Source organism: Pseudomonas cannabina (genome assembly GCF_900100365.1).
Classification (GTDB): domain Bacteria; phylum Pseudomonadota; class Gammaproteobacteria; order Pseudomonadales; family Pseudomonadaceae; genus Aquipseudomonas; species Aquipseudomonas cannabina.
The window spans coordinates 4,578,453-4,596,580 of record NZ_FNKU01000001.1; the positions used below are offsets into that span (position 1 = coordinate 4,578,453).

At 57.4% G+C, this 18,128-nt stretch carries 19 protein-coding genes and 1 pseudogene; 9 read left to right on the forward strand and 11 right to left on the reverse strand.

Annotated elements, in window-relative coordinates; translation table 11 throughout:
• Positions 1–81 precede the first annotated feature (81 nt).
• Positions 82–1,083: an LLM class flavin-dependent oxidoreductase gene (locus BLT55_RS21725; protein ID WP_054999328.1), complete on the forward strand. Its 1,002-nt coding sequence runs from the start codon at positions 82–84 to the stop codon at positions 1,081–1,083.
• 145 nt (positions 1,084–1,228) lie between these two features.
• On the opposite strand, the gene BLT55_RS21730 is transcribed toward BLT55_RS21725, so the two are convergent.
• Both BLT55_RS21730 and BLT55_RS21735 read right to left on the reverse strand, forming a co-directional pair.
• On the reverse strand, positions 1,229–1,453 hold the full coding sequence (locus tag BLT55_RS21730; protein ID WP_007248365.1) for a DUF1161 domain-containing protein: 225 nt from the start codon (positions 1,451–1,453) through the stop codon (positions 1,229–1,231).
• Between the two features lie 146 nt (positions 1,454–1,599).
• Positions 1,600–1,815, reverse strand: coding sequence for a dodecin (locus tag BLT55_RS21735; protein ID WP_007248366.1), 216 nt, complete (start codon positions 1,813–1,815; stop codon positions 1,600–1,602).
• 166 nt (positions 1,816–1,981) lie between these two features.
• Between BLT55_RS21735 and BLT55_RS21740 the strand changes: the two genes are divergently transcribed.
• Positions 1,982–2,308: an ElaB/YgaM/YqjD family protein gene (locus BLT55_RS21740; protein ID WP_003318456.1), complete on the forward strand. Its 327-nt coding sequence runs from the start codon at positions 1,982–1,984 to the stop codon at positions 2,306–2,308.
• Here the strand turns inward: BLT55_RS21740 and BLT55_RS21745 are convergent, their stop codons facing one another.
• Positions 2,309–3,265: a LysR family transcriptional regulator gene (locus BLT55_RS21745; protein ID WP_054999327.1), complete on the reverse strand. Its 957-nt coding sequence runs from the start codon at positions 3,263–3,265 to the stop codon at positions 2,309–2,311. It lies immediately after the preceding gene.
• 79 nt (positions 3,266–3,344) lie between these two features.
• Between BLT55_RS21745 and trpB the strand changes: the two genes are divergently transcribed.
• The 3 genes from trpB (at position 3,345) to BLT55_RS21760 (ending at position 6,015) form a co-directional block, all read left to right on the forward strand.
• Positions 3,345–4,574, forward strand: coding sequence for a tryptophan synthase subunit beta (gene trpB / locus BLT55_RS21750; RefSeq protein ID WP_007248368.1), 1,230 nt, complete (start codon positions 3,345–3,347; stop codon positions 4,572–4,574).
• Positions 4,571–5,383, forward strand: coding sequence for a tryptophan synthase subunit alpha (gene trpA / locus BLT55_RS21755; protein WP_054999326.1), 813 nt, complete (start codon positions 4,571–4,573; stop codon positions 5,381–5,383). The genes trpB and trpA overlap by 4 nt, the downstream gene beginning before the upstream one ends.
• Positions 5,384–5,508: 125 nt before the next feature.
• Positions 5,509–6,015 carry an anti-virulence regulator CigR family protein gene (locus BLT55_RS21760; RefSeq protein ID WP_054999325.1) on the forward strand — a complete coding sequence of 169 codons (507 nt, stop codon included), beginning with the start codon at positions 5,509–5,511 and terminating at the stop codon, positions 6,013–6,015.
• A 153-nt stretch (positions 6,016–6,168) separates the two neighbouring features.
• On the opposite strand, the gene BLT55_RS21765 is transcribed toward BLT55_RS21760, so the two are convergent.
• The 8 genes and pseudogenes from BLT55_RS21765 to BLT55_RS21805 all read right to left on the reverse strand — a co-directional run bounded on the left by BLT55_RS21765 (position 6,169) and on the right by BLT55_RS21805 (position 13,370).
• The gene (locus BLT55_RS21765) at positions 6,169–6,993 is read right to left on the reverse strand and encodes an alpha/beta fold hydrolase (protein WP_054999324.1); all 825 of its coding nucleotides are present in this window, start codon (positions 6,991–6,993) and stop codon (positions 6,169–6,171) included.
• 212 nt (positions 6,994–7,205) lie between these two features.
• A complete protein-coding gene (locus tag BLT55_RS21770) occupies positions 7,206–7,538 on the reverse strand; it encodes a DOPA 4,5-dioxygenase family protein (RefSeq protein ID WP_054999323.1) in 333 nt (110 codons plus the stop codon).
• Positions 7,539–7,667: 129 nt separating this feature from the next.
• Entirely contained in the window at positions 7,668–8,096 is a 429-nt protein-coding gene (locus tag BLT55_RS21775; RefSeq protein ID WP_054999322.1) for a hypothetical protein, read from the reverse strand.
• Positions 8,097–8,180: 84 nt separating this feature from the next.
• A complete protein-coding gene (locus tag BLT55_RS21780) occupies positions 8,181–8,774 on the reverse strand; it encodes an immunity protein Imm33 domain-containing protein (protein WP_054999321.1) in 594 nt (197 codons plus the stop codon).
• 402 nt (positions 8,775–9,176) lie between these two features.
• Complete coding sequence (locus tag BLT55_RS21785; RefSeq protein ID WP_074800885.1) at positions 9,177–10,154, reverse strand: IS5 family transposase; 978 nt, start codon at positions 10,152–10,154, stop codon at positions 9,177–9,179.
• Between the two features lie 269 nt (positions 10,155–10,423).
• On the reverse strand, positions 10,424–11,401 hold the full coding sequence (locus tag BLT55_RS21790; RefSeq protein ID WP_007247761.1) for an IS5 family transposase: 978 nt from the start codon (positions 11,399–11,401) through the stop codon (positions 10,424–10,426).
• Positions 11,402–11,917: 516 nt separating this feature from the next.
• Positions 11,918–12,223: pseudogene (locus BLT55_RS34875) on the reverse strand (hypothetical protein).
• 196 nt (positions 12,224–12,419) lie between these two features.
• Positions 12,420–13,370, reverse strand: a complete 951-nt coding sequence (locus BLT55_RS21805) for a choline sulfate utilization transcriptional regulator (RefSeq protein ID WP_055000192.1) — start codon at positions 13,368–13,370, stop codon at positions 12,420–12,422.
• Between the two features lie 114 nt (positions 13,371–13,484).
• On the opposite strand from BLT55_RS21805, the gene betC reads away from it, so the two are divergent.
• The 4 genes from betC to BLT55_RS21825 all read left to right on the forward strand — a co-directional run bounded on the left by betC (position 13,485) and on the right by BLT55_RS21825 (position 18,075).
• Positions 13,485–14,990, forward strand: a complete 1,506-nt coding sequence (gene betC / locus BLT55_RS21810) for a choline-sulfatase (protein WP_055000193.1) — start codon at positions 13,485–13,487, stop codon at positions 14,988–14,990.
• Positions 14,991–15,026: 36 nt separating this feature from the next.
• The gene (locus tag BLT55_RS21815; RefSeq protein ID WP_055000194.1) at positions 15,027–15,953 is read left to right on the forward strand and encodes a choline ABC transporter substrate-binding protein; all 927 of its coding nucleotides are present in this window, start codon (positions 15,027–15,029) and stop codon (positions 15,951–15,953) included.
• A gap of 164 nt (positions 15,954–16,117) precedes the next feature.
• Positions 16,118–16,435 carry a hypothetical protein gene (locus tag BLT55_RS21820; RefSeq protein WP_055000195.1) on the forward strand — a complete coding sequence of 106 codons (318 nt, stop codon included), beginning with the start codon at positions 16,118–16,120 and terminating at the stop codon, positions 16,433–16,435.
• Positions 16,436–16,506: 71 nt separating this feature from the next.
• Positions 16,507–18,075, forward strand: coding sequence for a SulP family inorganic anion transporter (locus BLT55_RS21825; RefSeq protein ID WP_055000196.1), 1,569 nt, complete (start codon positions 16,507–16,509; stop codon positions 18,073–18,075).
• Positions 18,076–18,128 lie beyond the last annotated feature (53 nt).

Below are 18,128 nucleotides of genomic sequence, written 5' to 3' on the forward strand. Positions count from 1 at the left end.
GAGACTCGCGCCCGCACTGCTGTTTCATCGTGGGCAGCTCCAGCAGCCAGCCCATCTCAATTCGAGGAGCTACCCCGGCCTATGAAACGTCTGGAAGATGTAAAAATTTCTACGCTTGATCTGGTGCCCGTGCGCCATGACAAGGGCCCCGCCGAATCACTGCGTAATTCCCTGAGCCTGGCTCAGCATGTTGAAAAACTGGGTTACAACCGCTTTTGGGTGGCGGAGCACCACAACATGGACGGCATCGCCAGTTCGGCGACGGCGGTACTGCTGGCATATTTGGCCGGTGGCACGTCGACCATTCGTGTCGGGGCTGGCGGGATCATGCTGCCCAATCACGCGCCGCTGGTGGTGGCCGAGCAGTTCGGCACGCTGGCGAGCCTTTATCCTGATCGCATCGATCTGGGTCTGGGCCGTGCACCGGGCTCCGATCAGATGACCGCCCGCGCGCTGCGCCGCGAACGCTCTGGCAGCGCCGAGGATTTCCCGGATGATGTCACCGAGCTGATGGAGTATCTGGGTCCGCGCACGCCTGATCAAAAAGTGATCGCCGTGCCAGGTTCGGGCACCAATGTGCCGATCTGGCTGCTGGGCTCTAGCCTGTTCAGTGCTCAGTTAGCGGGCATGCACGGGCTGCCGTATGCCTTCGCCTCGCATTTTGCACCGCGCTACATGCACGAGGCGATTCGCGTCTATCGCAATCATTTCCAGCCCTCGGCAGTGCTCGACAAGCCTTATGTGATGCTTGGCGTGCCGCTGTCTGCGGCCGACACCGACGAGCAGGCCGAATACCTGGCGACCTCGGTCTACCAGCGCATTCTGGCGTTGATGCGCGGGCACAGCCTGATGCAGCGGCCGCCAGTCGACTCCATGGATGGCCTGTGGCTGCCGCACGAACGTGAAGCCGTGGCGAGCTTTCAGGGGCTGGCGATGGTGGGCGGTCCGGAGAAGATCCGCGCCAAACTGGACGTGTTGCTTGAGCAAACCGATGCCGATGAGCTGATCTTCACCTGCGACATGTACGAGCATGAAGACAGGCTGCGCTCCTACGAAATCCTGGCGCAGGTCGCACACGGCTAAACGATTTTTCCGATTCGGAAAAAGTGCGCGACCAGAAACAGAATCGCCCCGGACTGGATGACAGTCCGGGGCGATTCTGTTCGTGAAGCCTGCAAACGGGATTAACCGGCGGCCTGACCTGAGTCAGATTCAGGCCCAACGGTAATCAACCGCGCTGGTAAACGATTTCCTTGGTGCCGCCTTCGCAGGTACCGACGACTTGCTTGCCGGCCGCGCTGCCTTTTTCAACCACTTCCAGCGTGTAGGACGTTACGCCTTTCGCCTGGAGCTTGGCGTCGAGTTCACTTTTCAGCTCGTCGCATGGCTTGCCTGCCGCGAGGGCAGTGCCTGCAATGCTCAACAAGCCTACAGCCAACAAAAACTTCTTCATGGGTAATCCCTCTCGTCCGGCCAGATACAGACGCCATCGGAACAGGCGCCCATTGAACATCCCCGCGCTTATACCCGCCCCGTTGACGGGTCACGTGGTATATAGCGCAGGTTATGGCAATCGGCCAGCCGAAAGGTTCAGCGGTGTCAGCTGTTGGTAATACGGAAGCCGACTTTCAGGGTGACCTGAAAATGCGCAACTTTGCCGTCTTCGATGTGGCCACGGGTTTCGGTCACTTCAAACCATTCCATATGGCTGAGGCTTTTGCTGGCTTCGGCCAACGCATTGTTGATGGCATCTTCGATGGTAGTGGTGGAAGAGCCGACGATTTCAACTTTTTTGTACGTGTGGTGATCGGTCATGGCAGTTCTCCTGAGGGTCTGAAAAAGACGCGATATAGAGCGCGCTCCCTGCTTCTGTCAGGGGAACGCGCGCAAAAGTTCAGCGCTTTGTACAAATCGCATCGCACTTTCCAAAAAGCCCGGAGTCCGAAGCAACACACGCTCACTCAATTGCAGGAGAAACACCATGGCTACTACTTCACTACGTAAGGCCTCGTTGCAGAGCATGGAAGCGGAGATCGAGAGCCTCTTGAAGTCGCTCGAAGGCCTGAAAGCGGATGCTACCGACGAGTCGCGCAAGACCCTGAAAAATCTCAAAGCCAACGCTGAAAGCGCGCTGAGCCACTCGCGCAGCCTGCTGAGCGATGTCTACGAAGACGTCAAAGAAAAAACCCGCGAAAACGCACTGGCTACCCGTGACTACGCTCAGGAACACCCATGGACTACCGCCGGCGTTGCCGTAGGTGCCATCGGCCTGATCGCAGCCTACATGCTGTTCAAGCGCGGCAACTGATCAGATTCTGATCGGGTCCCCAGACTGCTTAAGCTCATTTTTCAACCACTGAGCCAATTGTTGCGCCCGACCATCGGCCGCACGTCTGGGTACCCACAACGCCAGCTGCGCCGGGGTTTCGCTGAAGCCCCACGGCGCAGCCAGGCGTCCGGCCGTCAGGTCATCGACGACCAGCGGCTCCGGTGCAATCGCAATCCCCAGGCCGGCCACGGCCGCTTCCAGTAAATAATACAAATGCTCGAAACCCTGCCCGTAATGCAACGCCTGCGCGTCGATGCCGTTCTGCTGCGCCCAACTTGGCCAGGCTTGCGGGCGCGAGGTGGTCTGCAACAAGGGTTCTGCCAGCAGGGACGTGGCGGGCGCATGGCGCAGGCGTTCGAACCGTTCGAAACGAGGGCTCAACACCGGCCCGATTCGCTCGCTGACCAGTTCGAAGACTTGCATATCGGCAGGCCATGGCGGCTCGGCGAATACCAGCAAGGCGTCCAGCCCCGGACGCCGCGGATCAAGATCGCCTTCGCCCGCCGACAGGTGCAGGCGCAAGTCCGGCAGATCGGCATTCAGTCGGCTCAGCCGCGGAATGAACCAGCGCGCCAGCAGGCTGCCGGAACAACCCAGCACGAAGGGCGCATCGGCACTGCCCTTGCTCAGTTCGATACACACGCTGCGCAGCCGGTCGAACGCTTCGCCGCTGACATCGCGGAGCCGGATGCCTGCATCTGTGAGTTTCAGGCCACGCCCGTCCTTGCTGAACAGGCTGACGCCCAGATGCTCTTCAAGCACCTTCAATTGGCGGCTGACTGCGCCGTGTGTCACGCTCAACTGCTCGGCGGCGAGACTGACGCTGCCTAGCCGGGCGGTACTTTCAAAAGCGCGCAACGCATTGAGGGGAGGGAGATCGCGACTCATGATCTGTGAGTTTTCCTGACAGGTTGTGGCGATCTTATCGGTTTTCATCCAGGCGTGCGCTGGTTAAAGTGGACCCATTGCCGATCCGGCTCACTCAATTCGCCCAATACTGCAACTGGAGCACTTCATGACTCAGACAAACTTGCGCAGCGGCCCCGACGCCAACGGCCTGTTCGGCTCATTCGGCGGCCGCTACGTAGCTGAAACCCTGATGCCGCTGGTGCTAGACCTCAACCGCGAATACGAAGCGGCCAAGGCCGATCCTGAGTTCATCAAGGAAATGGCCTATTTCCAGCGTGATTACATCGGCCGTCCAAATCCGCTGTACTTCGCCGAGCGCCTGACCGAGTTCTGTGGCGGCGCGAAAATCTACTTCAAGCGTGAAGAGCTCAACCACACCGGCGCGCACAAGATCAACAACTGCATCGGCCAGGTGCTGCTGGCCAAACGCATGGGCAAAAAACGCCTGATCGCGGAAACCGGCGCGGGCATGCACGGCGTTGCCACTGCCACCGTTGCGGCGCGTTTCGGTCTGCCTTGCGTGATCTACATGGGCGCGACCGACATCGAACGCCAACAGGCCAACGTGTTCCGCATGAAGCTGCTGGGCGCCGAGATCGTGCCGGTCACTTCCGGCACCGGCACCCTGAAAGACGCGATGAACGAAGCCCTGCGCGACTGGGTGACCAACGTCGATGACACCTTCTACCTGATCGGCACCGTGGCCGGCCCACACCCGTATCCGGCGATGGTGCGTGATTTCCAGGCCATCATCGGCAAGGAAACCAAAGAGCAGATGCAGGAGAAGGAAGGCCGCCTGCCGGACAGCCTGATCGCCTGCGTCGGTGGCGGCTCCAATGCGATGGGCCTGTTCCATCCGTTCCTCGATGACGCCAGCGTAGAAATCATCGGCGTCGAAGCGGGCGGTCATGGCGTGAATACCGACAAGCACGCGGCCAGCCTGAACGGCGGCGTACCGGGTGTGCTGCACGGTAACCGCACTTACCTGCTGCAAGATGGCGACGGGCAGATCACCGATGCGCACTCGATCTCTGCCGGTCTGGACTACCCAGGCATCGGCCCGGAGCACGCCTTCCTGCACGAAGTGAAGCGCGTCGAATACGTCAGCATCACCGACGAAGAAGCGCTGGACGCCTTCCATCAGTGCTGCTTGCTCGAAGGCATCATTCCGGCTCTGGAAACCGCTCACGCACTGGCCGAAGCCATGAAGCGCGCGACCAACCTGCGCGACGATCACTTGATGGTCGTATGCCTGTCCGGGCGCGGCGACAAAGACATGCAGACCGTCATGAACCACATGGCAGCCGCCGACAAAACTCAGGAGAAGCTGGTATGAGCCGTCTCGAACAACGTTTCGCCCAGCTGAAAACCGAAGGTCGTGCGGCGCTGGTCACCTTCATCACCGCTGGCGACCCTGGCTACGACACCTCGCTGAAAGTCCTCAAGGGCTTGCCGGCTGCGGGTGCTGATGTGATTGAGCTGGGCATGCCGTTCACTGATCCGATGGCCGACGGTGTGGCGATTCAGCTGGCTACGCTGCGCGCTCTGGATGCTGGCCAGACGTTGCAGAAGACGTTGCAGATGGTCAGCGAGTTTCGGGTCGACGATCAGACCACGCCGATCGTGCTGATGGGTTACTACAACCCGATCCACCGTTTTGGCGTCGAAGCGTTCGTGGCGCAAGCGAAGGAAGCGGGCGTCGATGGTTTGATCATCGTTGATCTACCGCCCGAGCATGACGCTGAGCTGGCGACGCCTGCACAGGCGTCGGGCATCGACTTCATCCGCCTGACCACGCCGACCACCGACGATGCGCGCCTGCCGCGTGTGCTGGAGCGCAGCTCGGGTTTCGTTTATTACGTGTCGGTGGCCGGTGTGACCGGTGCTGGCTCGGCGACCACCGAGCACGTCACCGAAGCCATCGCACGCCTGCGTCGTCACACCAGCCTGCCGATCAGCGTCGGTTTCGGTATCCGCACACCTGAGCAAGCAGCCGCCATTGCGCGCCTGGCTGACGGCGTGGTGGTGGGCTCGGCGTTCGTCGACAAGATTGCGACGGCCGAATCGCCGGAACAGGCAATCGATGGCGTGTTGACGCTGTGCGCCGCATTGGCCGAAGGTGTGCGTAACGCGCGCGTCAGCTGAGGGTAAAGTTTCTGATACAGAGGAATCAAAGCGCTGGCCGCGGTTCTATGTAGCAAGACACAAGGGGTTCATGACCAGCGTCATGAACCCCTTTTTGCTGCATTGCGCAACGCCGAGGAACACCCATGAAACGGCCAAACCGTATTATCACCGGGCTGGGCATCTTGATGATCAGCGCCAGCCCGCTGCTGCAAGCTGCACCGCCAGACCAGCGCGGCGACGGCCCGGAAGACAATCGCGGCGGCCAGCAACAGGGCCCACAGAATAATGGCGGGCACAACGAGCGCGGTAATGACCGTGGCCCGGGGAATGACAAAGGCAACGGCCCAGGCAAACCGGCCCATCAAGACAAGCGTGGCGGCAACCGTCCGCCGCAGGATTTTGGCGACGTACGCCAGACCTTTCAGCAACACCGCGACGTCATCGGCCGTGGCCAGCCACTGCCACCGGGCGTGCACATCGTCAAAGGCAAACCGCTGCCACGTGGCTACGGCAAACGTCTGGACAGCCGTTCACTGCAATACCTGCCACGCTACGAGGGCTACGAATGGCGCCGCCTGGGCACCGACGTCGTACTGATCGCCGTGGGCTCGGGGATCGTTTACGCGATTCTGGATGGTGTGTTGAATTGATGGAGCGCTAACGCAGAGCGTCACTCAAAGCATTCCGACGCTGGAGCATAAGGAAACCGCCATTTTCAGGCTGAGCATAATCCCTTGTGGGAGCGTCGCCCGGCTCGCTCCCACAAGATATGTGACTTGAGCGTCTAGCTTAGATCCGCCAGCTCAACCCTGCTTCTGATTAACCCGCGCCAGGAACGTCATCAGCGCACCCGATACGAACGCGGGATTTTCCAGATTGGCGATATGCCCGGCCTCAGGCACCAGCACGTAAGGGCAGCCAATCAGACTCGCCATCTCACGCGTCTCCTCAGGCGGCCTCGGGATGTCCGCGTCGCCGCACATCACCAGCGTGGTGTCCGCATTCAGTTGCTCGATCAGCCCCAGCCGGTCATCCCGCCCAAAGATCATCCGCCCGAGTGGCACCACATACTGGCGCATGCGCTCTGCATTCATCCCCGCCAATGCGACTCTAAACGCCTGATACACCGGCGACTGCGGATCGATGCCGGGACGGAAGAAAATCGGCACCACGATGTCCAGCAGCGGCGCAGGAAAAGCATCGGCCTCTTCGAGCTTGTCGAGCAACGAGAAGTAATAGGCCTTCTTGGCCTCCGACTCTTTGCCCAGATAAGTGTCCATCAGCACCAGCCCGGTAATCCGCTCGGGCGCGAGCAATGCCGCAATCGCACCCCACATACCGCCCACCGACAGCCCGACGATACTGCAACGCTCGATATTCAAATGATCCAGCAGCGCCAGCGCATGCCGGGCCAGATCATCCAGATTCCGGGTGCCTTCCGGAAACCCGTCAGACTCACCGTGCCCCCAGAGGTCCGGCGCGATCACCCGATACTGACTGGCCAGCGTGTCGACCTGCGCACTCCACATCGCCTTGTCCCAGAGATAACTGTGACCCAGCAAAACAACCGGCCCGGTGCCTTGGTCTGTGTAGTGAAGGGTCTTACCGTCGATGAGTAGATCCGGCATTTCTGATGATCCTCTGTCTGGTCTTTCAGCATTCAGTTCAAACCACCCATGGCAGGCAGCTCATGATGTTGACGTGTATGCATGACCATTTTGTTTAAGTTCGCGCTGCAACGGACCAGTCGGTCATTTTTCAGCGGGACTATCTTACACCGATCTTTTCGCCGATGGATGCGCTTGTAATCGCTGAAGATAATTGGCCGAAAAGCTGGCTATCAGCCAGTCAGCGCGCTCAAATTCAGAGGCCGAACCGCGCCCATCCAGATCGCATGATCGGTATGGTCACGCAGCTCGTCGCCGGTCAGAGGATGCATAAAGACAACCAGCCCATCGCGATTCAACGCCAGCCACAGCGTGATATCGGCCAACTGCTCATGCCCGAACGCCAACTGACAACTCCACTCCGGATGCGGCCCGACCCGCTTCTGATGAACCCGCCCCATCTGCACCGCAAATTTCTCGGCCGCGGCTTCGCACAGGGCTCGGGCCTGGTCGAGGGTTTGGGCGTTGAAATAGACGTGGGCATGGTAGCCGTAGATGTCTTGCATTGAGGTAGAGGCTCCTTTCTCGGCTGAAGGCCTGGCGGATGCAGGTGTATCGCCAGCCTTGATCATTTTTTCTTGGGTGTGTGCCGATAGTAGGTCCTGCATGATGGTTGAGAAAGCCTCATGACCGTCTTACGTGTGAAGTCTCGCAGCATGGAGCGGCTCCAAAACAACGCTCTCTGCCAACAAAATACACGCGGCACCGTAAACAGCCTCAATCTCAAACAACACAAGCTTACCGGTGCGAACGAGATCCAGCTTCCGTAAGAAGTCAACGCTGTTTAAGTCGTCTGGTTGGGGATCGCGTCCTCTCATCAGGAAAAACAAACAATGTGCAGTTTCTACTTCTTGACCGTTACTGACATCGAGAAAATTCACGCGATCTACAATATTCAGAAGCCTCATATCGTTCAGGGCAAAATTATCGACTCCTTTGGCAATTATTTGATAACACTTTCTGCCTTTCCACGGGCTTGTCACGTGTATGCGAATTTCTTTTTCGATTGAAAATACATGAATCGAATCAATCGTAGCCTCTACTAAAACATCCCATAGACTCATAACACCTCCTTGCGCTCAAAGCGGTTGCTGTCAAGAAAACTGACATTCCCGCCCTTTGCTCATATAGAAAAATTATCGAAGCAGCTATACAAACGTCTGCTTTTTATCTTTCCATACATCAACGCTTGCCTCATGGAACCGGTAACCAAAGGGCAAGGCTAAAAACTTCACAAGGTCAGGACGATGCTCCGCCACATGGTGTGCGTGAACCGTCTTTAGCGTTTGTGTATCGCCGTTATACCGGTCTGTGGTTATCCACCAGCCAGACATATGCTCGGGCGACGGATAGCGAACGCCCTCAACGGCGTCGCCCCCGAACACACCATCAGAAATGACTATCAGTTGATCGTGAAGTGGGACGGAATACTCGACGCCGAGTTTTGCGCATATTGCGTGCTGCTCGGCCCACATTTTTAGCGTAGTCGTGATACCGAGTACATAGTCATCTGTCAAAGGAATTTGTTCAAAAAATATCAGCTCCTGAGAATCATTAAGCTGCATTTTTGTTATCCAGGAGCCATAGCCCAAGGTTTCATTTGGTGAAATTTTATGACCCGTTTCGAGATAATGAAAGACCGTCTCAACAAACTCAATTGCGTATTCTTCTAAATCTTCATCATGAATCTGAACATTTATCTCGTAACCGTACTTTTGTAGAAGCCCATGTGTTTTTAGCATCCATCCAGATTTATTTAGGGAGCCGCTGATTTATTCGATTTTTCGTCCCTGCAAGGCTCTGGAGGCCTTGATTTATCTGGGGGCAACAGCTGGGTTTTAGAATAAATCAGCGTCTCCTTAGGGAAACATTTATCTTCACCGGCTATCCCTCTAGGGAGGCGCTGATTTATTCGATTTTTCGTCCCTGCAACGCTCTGGAGGCCTTGATTTATCTGGGGGCAACAGCTGGGTTTTAGAATAAATCAGCGTCTCCCTAGGGAGACGCTGAACAATTAACCCGTTCGCACCGTCCCCATTTCCAAGCCGGTTTTTTTCAACCTGCCGGCCTTATTTTACGTTTCTCGAGCAGATTTCTGCCCTCATTTTGCTGAAAGGCGGGCCAGTCCCGCCTTTCAGACGGATTTATCCTGCCGTCTGTTGTAAATACCGCTTGGCCAGCATCAGATTGGCCAACCCAAACAAACTGAACAACTGCGCTGTATTCTTTTCCAGCCCACGGTAGCGAACCTTGCGATGATTGAAGCGCACCTTGATTACCTGGAAGGGGTGCTCGACCTTGGCACGCAGTTGCGCCTTGGCATATTCAATTTTGCGCTCGACCCGATACAGCACGCTGCCTTCGCCGTGCTGCTTGTAACTGCTTGGCCGTTCTGCAATCGACCAGATAACGTCCCGTTCAGCATGCTCCGGTCGCTTGGCCGCACCGGTGTATCCAGCGTCACCCGAAACATAGGTTTCGTCACCGTGAAGCAACTGGCCAACCTGGGTGACATCCGCCACGTTAGCGGCCGTCCCTACTACGCTGTGCACCAGCCCCGACGTGGCGTCTACACCAATGTGGGCCTTCATCCCAAAGTGCCATTGATTGCCTTTCCTGGCCTGATGCATCTCAGGATCACGCTTGCCTTCTCGGTTCTTGACCGAGGGCGGCGCGGCGATCAGAGTAGCGTCGACGATAGTGCCTTCCTTGAGCAGCAGCCCCCGGCTGGCCAGATGCTGGTTAATCGTTTCAAACAGCAGCCGGGTTAGCTGATGGACTTCCAGCAAGCGGCGAAAACGCAGCAAGGTGGTGGCATCCGGTGCAGACTCGCGACCCAGGTCGATACCCATAAAACCGCGGATGGCCTGGCTGTCGTAGACGGCATCTTCGCAACCTTCATCGGAGAAACCGAAACACTGCTGCACGACGTACATGCGCAACATGCGCGACACCCCTATCGCAGGGCGTCCGCGCTTGCCTGCGGTGTTGCTATAAAACGGCGCCACTTGCGCCTCCAGCAGGGCCCAGGGCACCAACTGTTCAAGGTCAGCCAGGAAGCGATCTCGGCGAGTCTGCTTTTTCTTGCCGGTATATTCGAGTTCGGAGAAGGTCTTCTGCACGCGCGTAACGCTCACGGAGAGGGAGGCTGTTGAAGGAACTTAGTGTGCCAAGGGTGGGGACAGTTGGCTATTTTTGCAGCGCCTCCCTAGACGCAGCGTAATTTTTTACACCATATACAGCTAGGGAGACGCTGAACAATTAACCCGTTCGCACCGTCCCCATTTCCAAGCCGGTTTTTTTCAACCTGCCGGCCTTATTTTACGTTTCTCGAGCAGATTTCTGCCCTCATTTTGCTGAAAGGCGGGCCAGTCCCGCCTTTCAGACGGATTTATCCTGCCGTCTGTTGTAAATACCGCTTGGCCAGCATCAGATTGGCCAACCCAAACAAACTGAACAACTGCGCTGTATTCTTTTCCAGCCCACGGTAGCGAACCTTGCGATGATTGAAGCGCACCTTGATTACCTGGAAGGGGTGCTCGACCTTGGCACGCAGTTGCGCCTTGGCATATTCAATTTTGCGCTTGACCCGATACAGCACGCTGCCTTCGCCGTGCTGCTTGTAACTGCTTGGCCGTTCTGCAATCGACCAGATAACGTCCCGTTCAGCATGCTCCGGTCGCTTGGCCGCACCGGTGTATCCAGCGTCACCCGAAACATAGGTTTCGTCACCGTGAAGCAACTGGCCAACCTGGGTGACATCCGCCACGTTAGCGGCCGTCCCTACTACGCTGTGCACCAGCCCCGACGTGGCGTCTACACCAATGTGGGCCTTCATCCCAAAGTGCCATTGATTGCCTTTCCTGGCCTGATGCATCTCAGGATCACGCTTGCCTTCTCGGTTCTTGACCGAGGGCGGCGCGGCGATCAGAGTAGCGTCGACGATAGTGCCTTCCTTGAGCAGCAGCCCCCGGCTGGCCAGATGCTGGTTAATCGTTTCAAACAGCAGCCGGGTTAGCTGATGGACTTCCAGCAAGCGGCGAAAACGCAGCAAGGTGGTGGCATCCGGTGCAGACTCGCGACCCAGGTCGATACCCATAAAACCGCGGATGGCCTGGCTGTCGTAGACGGCATCTTCGCAACCTTCATCGGAGAAACCGAAACACTGCTGCACGACGTACATGCGCAACATGCGCGACACCCCTATCGCAGGGCGTCCGCGCTTGCCTGCGGTGTTGCTATAAAACGGCGCCACTTGCGCCTCCAGCAGGGCCCAGGGCACCAACTGTTCAAGGTCAGCCAGGAAGCGATCTCGGCGAGTCTGCTTTTTCTTGCCGGTATATTCGAGTTCGGAGAAGGTCTTCTGCACGCGCGTAACGCTCACGGAGAGGGAGGCTGTTGAAGGAACTTAGTGTGCCAAGGGTGGGGACAGTTGGCTATTTTTGCAGCGCCTCCCTAGCAAAGCAGGACGTGTATGTATACATACAAGCCCATGCTCGTTAAACCAAGTGAAGCTAATTCCATATAACCCGAGGAAATCCTGGCCTCGAAAGCTGCATAGCTTCCGGCCCATTAAACCCCTCCGGGCTCATATCAATTCTAACTTTTGCTAAACCTTCGAAAACAAACTCAATTTCCTGTTCGCCTTCTGAGACGCTTACAAGCTTTTTCCCTTGTAGACCCTTAATTGTCGAGCCAATAATACTGTATGAATTATAGACGCTCACTATAATGTCCTTAAAAAAAATAGTTGAAAATAGTCGTGAATAACAAGCGCCATTACAACATCACTTCCAACAAGATTGGTAAGAACATTCATCGCACAATACTAAATTATTTTATGGCAAAATCACTTTTTGAATGGGACAAAACAAACCAGGAGACGCTAGTCCCATATCACCAGAGGGAATCCTGGCCTCAAAAGCTCGATAGCCTCCGGACCATGAAAACCATCCGGGCTCATATCAACTCTAATTTTTGCGGGGCCTTCAAACACCCACTCAATCTCTTACTCGTCTTCTGAAACATTTATAAGTTTTCTTCCCCGTAGACCTTTCACTGTCGAGCCAAGAATACAATATGAGTTATTGATATTCAGAATAGAACCACCTACAAAATAAATTTGCATATAGTCATGTACGATGCACGCATCTGTAACACAACGTCCAACAAGACAGTCAAAAACGCTCATTCTGTGATACTCCAGTGCCGAGTTGAACGACGCGTGCCTAATACAGGATTTGCAACCCGAACTCGTATTAATATTTGTATGCCGATGCGATCAAAAAGCACATACGCCTACTTCCGTAAGCTCTGTAGGAATGTTCCGCTCCAACCGATAGTCGCTGCTGACACGTTCTACATTCGGCCTATGAATGAGCCCCCCCTCAAACAGCAATCGAAGGCAACGGCCTGCCCGCCAACGAAACCCCGCTCAACGCCTGCTCGTTCGCCAGCCAGTCCATGAACTGCTGAACAATCTGCACCCGCCGTTTACGCTGGGGCAAAACCACGTAATAGCCGTACCCGGAGATTGCGGCGCCGGCGATGGGGCGGCAGAGCAGGCCTTGGTCGAGGAGGTCGTCGACCAGGTGTTTCCAGCCGATGGCGATGCCTTGTCCGCCGATGGCGGCCTGGATCAGCAGGGTGTAGTTGTCGAAGCGTAACTGGCCGGGCGCGGGCGCTTGGGGGATGTCGAGGGCGCGGAATACGCCAGCCCAGTCGAACCAGTTGTTGATGCTTTCGCCACGCAGGTGCAGCAGCGGGAAGTCGCGCAGTGCGTCGTTGGGCAGAGGCGTCTGGCGCCCGGCGATCAGTTGCGGACTGCACACCGGAAAGACTTCTTCGCTGAACAACCAGCGGCTTTCGCCCTGTTTGAAGCGCCCGTCGCCGAACAGCACGGCGACGTCGATATCGGCGCGTAACATACTGTAGGTACGCTCGCTGGTCACCAGGCTGACGTCAACGTCGGGGTTGACCTTGTGGAAGCGGTGCAGGCGTGGCATCAGCCAATAAGCGGCGAAAGCGAAGTCTGTCGCCACTTGCAGCACCTCATGCTGGTGCTGCTCGGTGATCGCTGTCAGCCCGCTGTCGATGGACTGCAAGCCAGCCTGCACATGGCTGAACAATATTTCACCCGCTTCGGTAAGCTCGATGCCGCGATAGATGCGGTCAAACAGGCGGGTGGCCAGTTGTTCTTCAAGGCGCTTGATCTGCTGGCTGACGGCAGGCTGAGTAGTGCCCAGCTCGATGGCCGCGGCAGTAAAGCTGCGCAGCCGGGCCTCGACTTCAAAAGCACGCAGCAGGTCGAGGGACATGTCGCGAAAAGCTTCAAACATAAGCGGTGCTTATCCTAGGTATTGCTGCGCATGGGCTTTACCATCAAACAAGAGGACTCCATCCTCATGCCCAGCACTTTCGCATAACTTTTCACAATGGGATGCAGCGATTACATGAAGCGCAAAAATATTCTGTTCATCATGGCCGATCAAATGGCCGCGCCAATGTTGCCGTTCTACGCCCCGTCCCCGGTCCTGATGCCGAACCTGAGCCGCCTTGCTGCCGGCGGCGTGGTGTTCGACTCGGCCTATTGCAACAGCCCGCTGTGTGCGCCGTCGCGTTTTACGCTGGTCAGCGGCCAGTTGCCGAGCAAGATCGGGGCGTATGACAACGCGGCCGACTTTCCGGCGGACATCCCGACCTATGCGCATTATTTGCGCGCGCTGGGCTACAAGACCGCGCTCGCGGGCAAGATGCATTTTTGCGGCCCGGATCAGTTGCACGGGTACGAAGAACGTCTGACCAGCGATATTTACCCGGCCGACTACGGCTGGTCGGTCAATTGGGATGAGCCGGATGTGCGCCCGAGCTGGTATCACAACATGTCATCGGTGTTGCAGGCTGGCCCGTGCATTCGTACCAACCAGCTGGATTTCGATGAAGAGGTGCTGTTCAAGTCTCAGCAATACCTTTATGACTATGTGCGTCAGGACGGTGATGCGCCGTTCTGCCTGACCGTTTCCATGACCCACCCTCACGACCCGTACACCATCCCGCTTCCGTTCTGGGACCTGTACAGCAACGACGAAATCCCGATGCCGACGCCGCACGCCAATCAGGCCGCGCTGGACCCGCATTCGCAACGGCTGCTCAAGGTCTACGACCTGTGGGACAAGCCGATGCCGACCCATAAAATTCGTGATGCGCGCCGCGCCTACTTCGGCGCGTGCAGCTACATTGACCTTAACGTTGGCAAGCTGATGCAGACGCTGGATGAAGTCGGGCTGGCCGAAGACACCATCGTGGTGTTCTCTGGCGATCACGGCGACATGCTGGGCGAGAAGGGCCTCTGGTACAAAATGCACTGGTTCGAAATGGCCGCCCGCGTGCCGCTGGTGGTGTACGCGCCGGGGCAGTTCAAGCCGGGCCGGGTCAGTGCTTCGGTATCGACCGCCGACCTGTTGCCGACTTTTGTCGAGATGGCCAAGGGCACACTGGACGCCGGGTTGCCACTGGACGGGCGTTCGCTGATGCCGCACCTGAAACGCAAAGGCGGGCACGATGAGGTATTTGGCGAATACATGGCTGAGGGCACGACCAGCCCGTTGATGATGATTCGTCGCGGCGCTTACAAATTCATCTATTCGGAACAGGACCCATGCCTGCTGTTCGATGTGAAGAAAGACCCGAAAGAGCAGAAAGACCTGAGCCAGTCGCCAGCCCATGAAAAGCTGTTCAATGACTTTCTGGCCGAAGCTCGGGCCAAGTGGGACATCCCGGCGATACACCAACAGGTGCTCGCCAGCCAGCGCAGAAGGCGCTTTGTCGCCAAATCGCTGGCAACCGGCAAGCTGAAGAGTTGGGATCACCAGCCACTGGTCGACGCCAGTCAGCAGTACATGCGCAACCACATCGATCTGGACGATCTGGAGCGCAAGGCACGTTTTCCGCAACCTTGACCCTGCCCACACCAATAATCAAAAAGGGGTACATCGATGAAGAAGCTATCCACAGTCGTTGCGGTCGCGGTCATGACGCTCGGCAGCTTTGCAGTGCAGGCAGACGATGCCAGTTGCAGCACCGTAAAAATGGCCGATCCAGGCTGGAGTGACATCGCCGCCACCAACGCCATCACCGGCGTGGTGCTGGAAGGGCTGGGCTACAAGCCCAAGGTCGATACGCTGGCGGTGCCGATTGCCTACGGCGGTTTGAAAGACGGCAAGCTGGATGTGTTTCTGGGTAACTGGATGCCGGCGCAGCAGGGCTTTTACGACAAGTTCGTGGCCACGGGTGACGTGACGCAACTGGCCAAAAATCTGGAAGGCACCGAGTTCACCCTGGCCGTACCGGATTACGTCTGGGACGCAGGTGTGCATGACTTTGCCGATCTGAGCAAATTTGCCGACAAGTTCGACAAGAAGATCTACGGCATCGGTTCCGGCGCACCGGCTAACCTGTCGTTGCAGGAGATCATCAAGAAGAACGAGTTTGATCTGGGCCAGTGGAAGCTGGTTGAATCCAGCGAACAGGCCATGCTCGCCGAGGTCAATCGCAACGTGAAGAAGAAGGCGTTTGTGGTCTTTCTCGGCTGGACGCCGCACCCGATGAACGTGCAGATCAAAGGCATGCACTACCTCAAGGGCGGCGAGAAATACTTTGGCGACACCGGCTCGGTCTTCACCCTGACCCGCAAGGGTTATGCGCAAGCCTGCCCGAACGTCGGCAAGCTGTTGACCAACCTGAGCTTCACCCTGGACATGGAAAACAGCATCATGGCCGAGGTGACCAACAAGAAGGTCAGCAACAGCGCAGCCGCCAAAGCCTGGATCAAGGCCAACCCGGCGGTGCTGGACACGTGGCTTGAGGGCGTAAAGACGGTTGATGGCAAGGATGGACTGGCGGCAGTGAAAGCGAAGTTGTAGGCCTCGACATTAAGTATTGACCCGGCGTCGGGGGTTCCCACCACGCCGGTTTTCAGCAATATTGGCACCTCGAAGCGTCATTCTGGAAGACACCTGGGAACCAACGGAGGGGGGCAAACCACTAGGTGGCCGTACGGCCTATCCGCCAAAAACTGGAGAACAGTATGAAAAAGTCACTTATACCCCTCTCGCTGGCCCTGATTCTGAGCGCATCCTTTTCCTCTGCGGCTAGCTGGCCACCAGAAACCAGCGCCAAAGTGCCTGGTAACGCGCTGGAATATCCGACCAAGCTAGAGGCCGTCAATGTCTCGATGGAGGAGATGCTCAATGCAGGAGCAACGGTCGTTTCTTCGTACGTGGCAGACATTGGTCCGGTAGTGACCCTCAAGAACAAGAAACACTATGTTATCTGCATGCTCAGAGGTGCTGGAACCGGGTCAGACACAAACGTCGCCACCTCGAAATGCTACGCCATGAACTAGCCTTCGCTCGCGGCTCCGGGCAGGAACGGTCTGACGTGGCGATGCAGTGATCCATCCAATATGAGGGACCGATGCGCTGGCTCAATCTGCATAAATTCCTGCCCTTTCTCGCCTGGCTGCCGCGTCAGACTCGCGCCAGCGTCGGGCGGGATGCGCTGGTGGGTTTGAGTGGGGCGATTCTGGCGCTGCCGCAATCCATCGCATACGCACTGATCGCCGGCTTGCCGCCAGAATACGGCCTGTACGCCGCCATCGTTCCGGTCATCATCGCCTGCCTGTGGGGCTCGTCCTGGCACTTGATCTGCGGGCCGACTGCGGCGATTTCCATCGTGTTGTATGCCAGTGTCAGTCCGCTTGCCGTCCCGGCCAGTCAGGACTACATCATGTTGATCCTGCTACTGACGTTCATTGCCGGGGTCTTCCAGTTAGCGCTCGGCATGATGCGTTTCGGCGCGCTGGTGAATTTCGTTTCACATTCGGTGGTGCTCGGTTTCACCCTGGGCGCGGCCATCGTGATTGCCCTCGGGCAGATGCCCAATCTGCTGGGCCTTGATCTGCCGAGTCAGACCACAGCCCTCAACAGCCTGAACGCCGTGCTTGAGCATTGCGGTGAAGTCGATATGCCGTCGCTGATACTTGGATTGCTGACGCTGATGCTGGGCATCGGCCTCAAGGCTCTGGTGCCACGCTGGCCGACCCTGCTGATCGCGCTGGTATTGAGCAGCCTGCTGGTCTGGCTGTGGCCGGCGATGTTCGGTCAAGTGCGGGTGGTCAGCGCCTTCGTCGGGCATTTGCCGCCGTTCAGCCCGCTGTCGCTGGACCTCGAGTTGATCCTCAGACTGCTGCCGACGGCCGTAGCTGTGGGCATGCTCGGGCTGGTCAACAGCTTGTCGATTGCCCGCTCGCTGTCGGCACGCTCGCAGCAGATGTTCAATGCCAATCAGGAAGTTCGCGCTCAAGGGCTGTCGAATATGGTCGGCTCGCTGTTTTCCGGCTACCTGTCTGCGGGTTCGTTCACCCGCGCCGCGCTGAATTATGAAGCCGGCGCACGCTCGCCGGTGGCCGGGGTGTTTTCCGCGCTGTGGGTGGCGCTGTTCGCGGTCGCCGGAGCCTCGTTGATCTCGCACATTCCGATTCCGGCCATGGCGGCCTCGATCCTGCTGATCTGTTGGGGGCTAGTGGATCGGCGTGGCATTCGTGCGCTGTTCCGCGTCAGCCGCGCGGAGTTTTTCGTGATGGCGCTGACCTGTCTGGCCACGCTGTTGCTGGAGCTGCAAACCGCGATCTATGCGGGCGTGCTGGCCTCGCTGTTCTTTTACCTCAAACGCACCTCACAACCCCGCGTGCAGCAATGGCGCGAGGGTGATGAGGAGGTTCTGCGAGTGGGTGGTTCGATCTTTTTCGGCGCCAGCCACTACCTGCAAACCCGCCTGCAGCGCACCGAAGGCCAGCGTGTGGTGATCGATGCGCAGCAGATCAACTTCATCGATTATTCGGGCGTGGAGATGCTTCATCAGGAGGCCAGGCGGCTGGGGCAGCAGGGGCGAGTGCTGGTTCTGCGCAATGCAAGACCGCAGGTGATCGAGGAGTTATACAAGCTGGAAGGTGCGGAGCAATGCCCGATTTTGTTTGAGGATTGAGTTATAACTCATCGTCGCGACGCTCTGCGTTCAGCGTTATACGCAAGTCCTGA